General features: G+C 68.2%; 3 protein-coding genes and 1 pseudogene. All 4 read left to right on the plus strand.

The features are described 5' to 3' along the window. Window positions 1-353: 353 nt before the first annotated feature. A complete protein-coding gene (gene glnA, locus K789_RS0115945) occupies window positions 354-1,694 on the plus strand; it encodes a type I glutamate--ammonia ligase (RefSeq protein ID WP_024367626.1) in 1,341 nt (446 codons plus the stop codon). A 9-nt stretch (window positions 1,695-1,703) separates the two neighbouring features. Next, on the plus strand, window positions 1,704-4,715 hold the full coding sequence (locus K789_RS0115950) for a bifunctional [glutamine synthetase] adenylyltransferase/[glutamine synthetase]-adenylyl-L-tyrosine phosphorylase (RefSeq protein WP_024367627.1): 3,012 nt from the start codon (window positions 1,704-1,706) through the stop codon (window positions 4,713-4,715). An 81-nt stretch (window positions 4,716-4,796) separates the two neighbouring features. Continuing rightward, on the plus strand, window positions 4,797-5,213 hold the full coding sequence (locus tag K789_RS0115955) for a VOC family protein (protein ID WP_024367628.1): 417 nt from the start codon (window positions 4,797-4,799) through the stop codon (window positions 5,211-5,213). Window positions 5,214-5,269: 56 nt separating this feature from the next. Further along, window positions 5,270-5,485: pseudogene (locus tag K789_RS0115960) on the plus strand (GNAT family N-acetyltransferase); the annotation flags it as partial.

The following is a 5,485-nucleotide window of genomic DNA, read 5'->3' on the forward strand; positions in this document are numbered from 1 at the left end:
GTGCCGGCGGCCTGCGCTGCCGGGCCGTTGCCATACGGGGCGGCTAGCTCTGCGGGCATGCTGGAATCGGGGCTGGTGCTTGTGGCCATGGCACGAGCGTAGTGCGATACCGCGGGTCCTAGCTACCGGGCTCCAGCCCGTGGTCAGGTGAATCACATCACACGGGCGCCGGCCGGACCCCGCTGCGGTGGCGCGCGGCGGCGAATTTCGGGCTCCAAGTGTTAACGCTGTGTTACGCGGGGCAGCTGTGCCAGCAAACGGTGGCAATGATTAGTAAAGTGAACCGTGAGCAGCTGCGGGACCCATGCACGACGGGCCTGGGGCACGGACGAAAGAACCGGAAAGAGGCCAGTATGGACCGCCAGCAAGAGTTTGTCCTGCGGACGATCGAAGAGCGCGACGTGCGGTTCGTGCGGCTGTGGTTCACCGACGTCGTCGGATCGCTGAAGTCCGTGGCACTGGCCCCGGCCGAAGTGGAAGGCGCGTTCGAGGAGGGCCTGGGCTTTGACGGCTCCTCAATCGAAGGCCTGGCCCGCGTCTTTGAATCCGACATGCTGGCCCAGCCGGACCCCGCAACCTTCCAGATCCTGCCCTGGCGCGGCGAGACCGAAGCGACGTCGCGGATGTTCTGTGACATCCTGACGCCCGACGGCGAACCCTCCGCTGCTGATCCCCGCAACGTCCTCAAGCGCAATCTGGCCAAGGCCGCGGACATGGGCTTCACCTGCTACACCCACCCCGAGATCGAGTTCTACCTGCTGAAGTCCCAGCACCCGGGCCCCGACGGTTCGCCGGTCCCGGTGGACGAGGGTGGCTACTTCGACCACGTTCCCGGCGGTGTGGCCCAGGATTTCCGCCGGACCGCAGTGACCATGCTCGAGTCGGTAGGCATCTCCGTGGAGTTCAGCCACCACGAGGCCGGCCCGGGCCAGAACGAGATCGACCTGCGCTACGCGGACGCCCTGCAGACCGCGGACAATATCATGACGTTCCGCACGGTGATCAAGGAGGTCGCGCTGCAGCAGGGCACCTACGCCACCTTCATGCCGAAGCCGTTCACCGCCCACCCGGGATCCGGCATGCACACCCACTTCTCGCTCTTCGAGGGCGACACCAACGCCTTCTACGAGGCCGGAGCGGAATTCCAGCTCTCCGAGACGGCCCGTCAGTTCATGGCCGGCATCCTCAAGCATGCGCCCGAATTCACTGCGGTCACCAATCAGTTCGTGAACTCCTACAAGCGGCTCTGGGGCGGGGGAGAAGCCCCGAGCTATCTCAGTTGGGGCCACAACAACCGCTCTGCCCTGGTCCGGGTTCCGCTGTACAAGCCGGGCAAGGGCCAGTCCGCACGGATCGAATACCGCGGCATCGATTCCGCAGCCAACCCCTACCTCGCCTACGCCGTGCTGCTCGGTGCCGGGCTGAAGGGTATCGAGGAGGGCTACCAGCTTCCCGCCGCCGCCGAGGACGACATCTGGTCCTTGAGCTCGGCCGAGCGCCGCGCCATGGGCCACGATCCGCTCCCGGCGTCCCTGCACGAGGCCATCCGGACCATGGAGGATTCCGAGCTGATGCCGCAAATCCTCGGCGAGAAGGTGTTCGAGCACTTCCTGCGCAACAAGCGTGCCGAGTGGCAGGACTACCGTCTCCAGGTCACGCCCTACGAGCTGCAGCGCAACCTCGGCATCCTTTAGGCGGCCCGGGTGAGCCTGGCACGACGCCTCATTGCGGCCGGTTTCGGGGACCTGGAAAAGGGCGAACGGTTCCTGGCTGCCCCGGAGCTGGCGGGCCTGGACCAGGACGTCCTCTTCGCCGGGCTGCAGCTCGCCGCCAACCCGGACACGGCGCTGCAGTCACTGGTACGCCTGATCGAAAAGCATCACGACCTGCGGAAGCTTGCGGTCGCGGACCTGGAACGCAGCGAGCCCCTCTACCGGGTGCTGGGTGCGTCGGAGGCGCTGGGCGAGTTCCTGATCCGGCACCCCGAACACCTGGACGCCTTCGAGGTGACGGCCAGCCCTGAACCGCGGGCCGCGGACACCGCCGTGCTGCGCGAGAGGCTGCTGCAGTCCGTGCGCGCCGATCCGACATCCGCCCGCCCGGTTGCGGCACTGACCGGGCAGGAAGGTTACGAGGCGCTCCGCACGGAGTACCGGCGCGGTCTCGTCGAGCTTGCGGTGAAGGACCTCTGCGCGGCCGACCCGCTGGACTTCATGCCCGCCGCCGGCGCCGAACTGGCGGATCTCGCCGGAGCCGCGATCGAGGCCGCCCTGGCCGTCTCCCGGGCTGAAGCCGCCGAGCAGTTCAGCGCCGCGGAGGTGGCCGTCGTCGGGCTTGCCGTCATCGGCATGGGCAAGTGCGGTGCCCGCGAACTGAACTACATTTCCGACGTCGACGTCATCTATGTGATCGACTCCGGCGACCTCGACGATTCGCGCGCCAGCACGATCGGAACGGCCCTGGCCTCCGGTATTTCCCGGGCCATCATGTCCGTCGGCCGCGAACCGGGGCTGTGGGAGGTCGACGCGAACCTGCGTCCGGAGGGCAAGTCCGGGCCGCTGGTCAGGACCCTGGCCTCGCACGAGAGCTATTACGCCCGCTGGGCCGAGAGCTGGGAATTCCAGGCCCTGCTCAAGGCCCGGACCATTGCCGGGGACACCGGGCTCGGCGCCCGGTACGAGGCTGCGATCGCACCGCTGATCTGGTCCTCCGCCGGCCGGGAAGGCTTCGTGGAGTCCGTCCGTTCCATGCGCCGACGCGTCACCGAGCACATCCCTGCCGACGAGGAGCAGCGGCAGATCAAGCTGGGACGCGGAGGACTGCGGGACGTCGAGTTCACGGTCCAGCTGCTCCAGCTGGTGCACGGCAAGTCCGACGAGACCCTGCGCTGCCGAGACACCACCTCGGCAATCGCCGCCCTGTCCGCCGGCGGCTACATCGGCCGCTCCGATGCTGCCGAGTTCGACCGCGATTACCGCTACCTCCGGCTCCTCGAGCACCGGATCCAGCTTTTCCAGCTGCGCCGCACCCATCTCATGCCGGTCAAGGAAGCCTCGCTGCGGGCCCTCGCCAAGGCGGTCCTGGGACCCTTTTCCAGCGAACGGCCCAAACCCGATGCCCTTGTCGCGGCGTGGCGGAAGACCAAACGCTCCGTCCGCGAGCTGCACGAACGCATTTTCTACCGCCCGCTGCTCAACACCGCGGCGGCGCTCAGCAGCGAGGAAGCCAGGCTCAGTCCGGAAGCCGCGCAGGGGCGCCTCGCAGCCCTCGGCTACCTCGACCCGGTCGGCGCCATGCGGCACATCGAAGCGTTGACGGGCGGGGTCAGCCGCCGGGCCGCGCTGCAGCGCCAGCTCCTGCCCATCCTGCTCGGCTGGCTCGCGGAGGGTGTGGACCCCGACGCCGGCCTGCTGGCCTTCCGCCGCGTCAGTGAAGCACTCGGCACCACCCACTGGTACCTGGGCATGCTCAGGGATTCGACGGCGGCGGCCGAGCGGCTCTGCCACGTGCTGTCCAACTCCCGGCTGATCGCGGACTTGCTGGAGGTCTCACCCGAATCCGTGGCCTGGCTCGGCTCGGACAAGGAACTGGTGCCGCTGACCTTCGAGGCGCAGTGGCTCGAGATCGCCTCGAAGATGTCCCGGCACGCCGAGCCGGAAAGCGCCATGCGACTCATCCGGCTGATCCGGCGTCGGGAGATCCTGCGGATTGCGATCGCGGACAGCGCGGGGCTGCTGGACCAGGACCAGGTCGGCGCGGCGCTGGCCGACACTGACCGGGCCGCGGTCCTGGGCGCACTGCGTGTCGCGGAGACCATGGTCGCGGCCGAGGGGCCGCTGAAGACACGTGTGCTCGTGGTCGCGATGGGACGGCAGGGCGGCCGGGAGATCGGCTACGGCTCGGACGCTGATGTCATGTACGTGCACCGCGGGCTTCCAGGGGTCCCGGAGGACGACGCCCAGCAGCAGGCGCTGCAGATCGTGAGCCGGCTCTCCAACCTGCTGACCCAGCCGCTGAAGCCCGCCATCCTCGCCGAGCGCGTCCTGATGGTGGACGCCGACCTGCGCCCGGAGGGCAAGAGCGGGCCCATGGTGCGGTCGCTGGAGTCCTACGCCGAGTACTACCGCCGGTGGTCGCTGGTATGGGAAGCACAGGCGTTGCTGCGGGCACGCCCGATGGCGGGCGACGACGACCTGGCCGCCGACTTCGTGGCTCTGATCGACCCCATCCGCTACCCCGAATCGCTCCCCGAGCAGGACGTGCGCGAGGTCCGGCGCGTCAAGGCCCGGGTGGAAGCCGAGCGGCTGCCCCGCGGAGCGGACCCAGCCCGGCACCTGAAGCTGGGCCGGGGAGGCCTCAGCGACGTCGAATGGCTGGCCCAACTGCTGCAATTGCAGCACGCCGGGCAGCACCCCGGGCTGCGGACCACGTCCACCGTCGAGGCGCTGGAGGCCGCGGCCGCCGTCGGCCTCCTCGACGCGGGGGACGTGGTGATCCTGCTCCGTGCCTGGCGCCTGGCGAGCCGGATCCGCTCGGCCAACGTGATCTGGACCGGCCGGGCCTCGGATGTGCTGCCGTCCTCACGCCGGGACCTGGAGGCGGTGGCGCGCTGGTGCGGTTACGGGCAGGGCAACGCCGCCGCCCTCGAGGAGGACTACCTCCGGCTCAGCCGCCGGGCGCGGAGCGTGTTTGAGCGAATTTTCTACGGCCAGTGACTCCCTACCGGCGCTCCGTCGGGTCACCGGGGGAGAAGATCCGGGGCTGACACCCCGCAGGCGCGGTGCTACGTTATCCGCATGGCCAGACAACTCTTTGTGAACCTCCCCGTCAAAGACCTCAACAAGACGGTGGAGTTTTTCACCGCGTTGGGTTTTTCGTTCAATCCTGACTTCACCGATGAGAACGCCACGTGCATGATTGTCAACGACGGCGCTTTTGTGATGCTGCTCGTCGAGTCGTACTTCAAGACCTTCACGTCCAAGGCTGTCGCGGAGGTGTCCGGGGCCGCCGAAGTCATCATGTCCTTTTCCCTGGACAGCCGCGAAGCCGTCGACGAGCTCATCCGGACGGCGCTGACCGCCGGCGGCGCACCCTCGCAGGAGGCCCAGGACTACGGTTTTATGTACACCCACAGCTTCCAGGACCCGGACGGCCACCTGTGGGAAGTCTTCTGGATGGACCCGGCCGGGCCGCCAAAGGACGCGGCGCTCTGAGCCGATAGACCTGGCCCGGGTCCCGGGCAGCCCGCCGGTGTGGGTACGCTTCTGTCATGCCTGAAAATGTGTGGCTGCTGCCGCTGAAGAACCTCGACGACGACGCGCGCGCCATCAAGCTGGGCGAGATCGCCGGGCTCGAAGTCACCGAAGGCCAGCGGAGATTCGTCGGCGATCCGCTGCGGATGGTGCTGATCGGGCTGGAAGAGGACTCCCGAGTACCTTTTGCGATTGACGTCAACGGATCCGCCGTCGGCGTCCTGACGCTGCAG

It is taken from the genome of Arthrobacter sp. TB 26 (genome assembly GCF_000427315.1).
Lineage (GTDB): Bacteria > Actinomycetota > Actinomycetes > Actinomycetales > Micrococcaceae > Arthrobacter.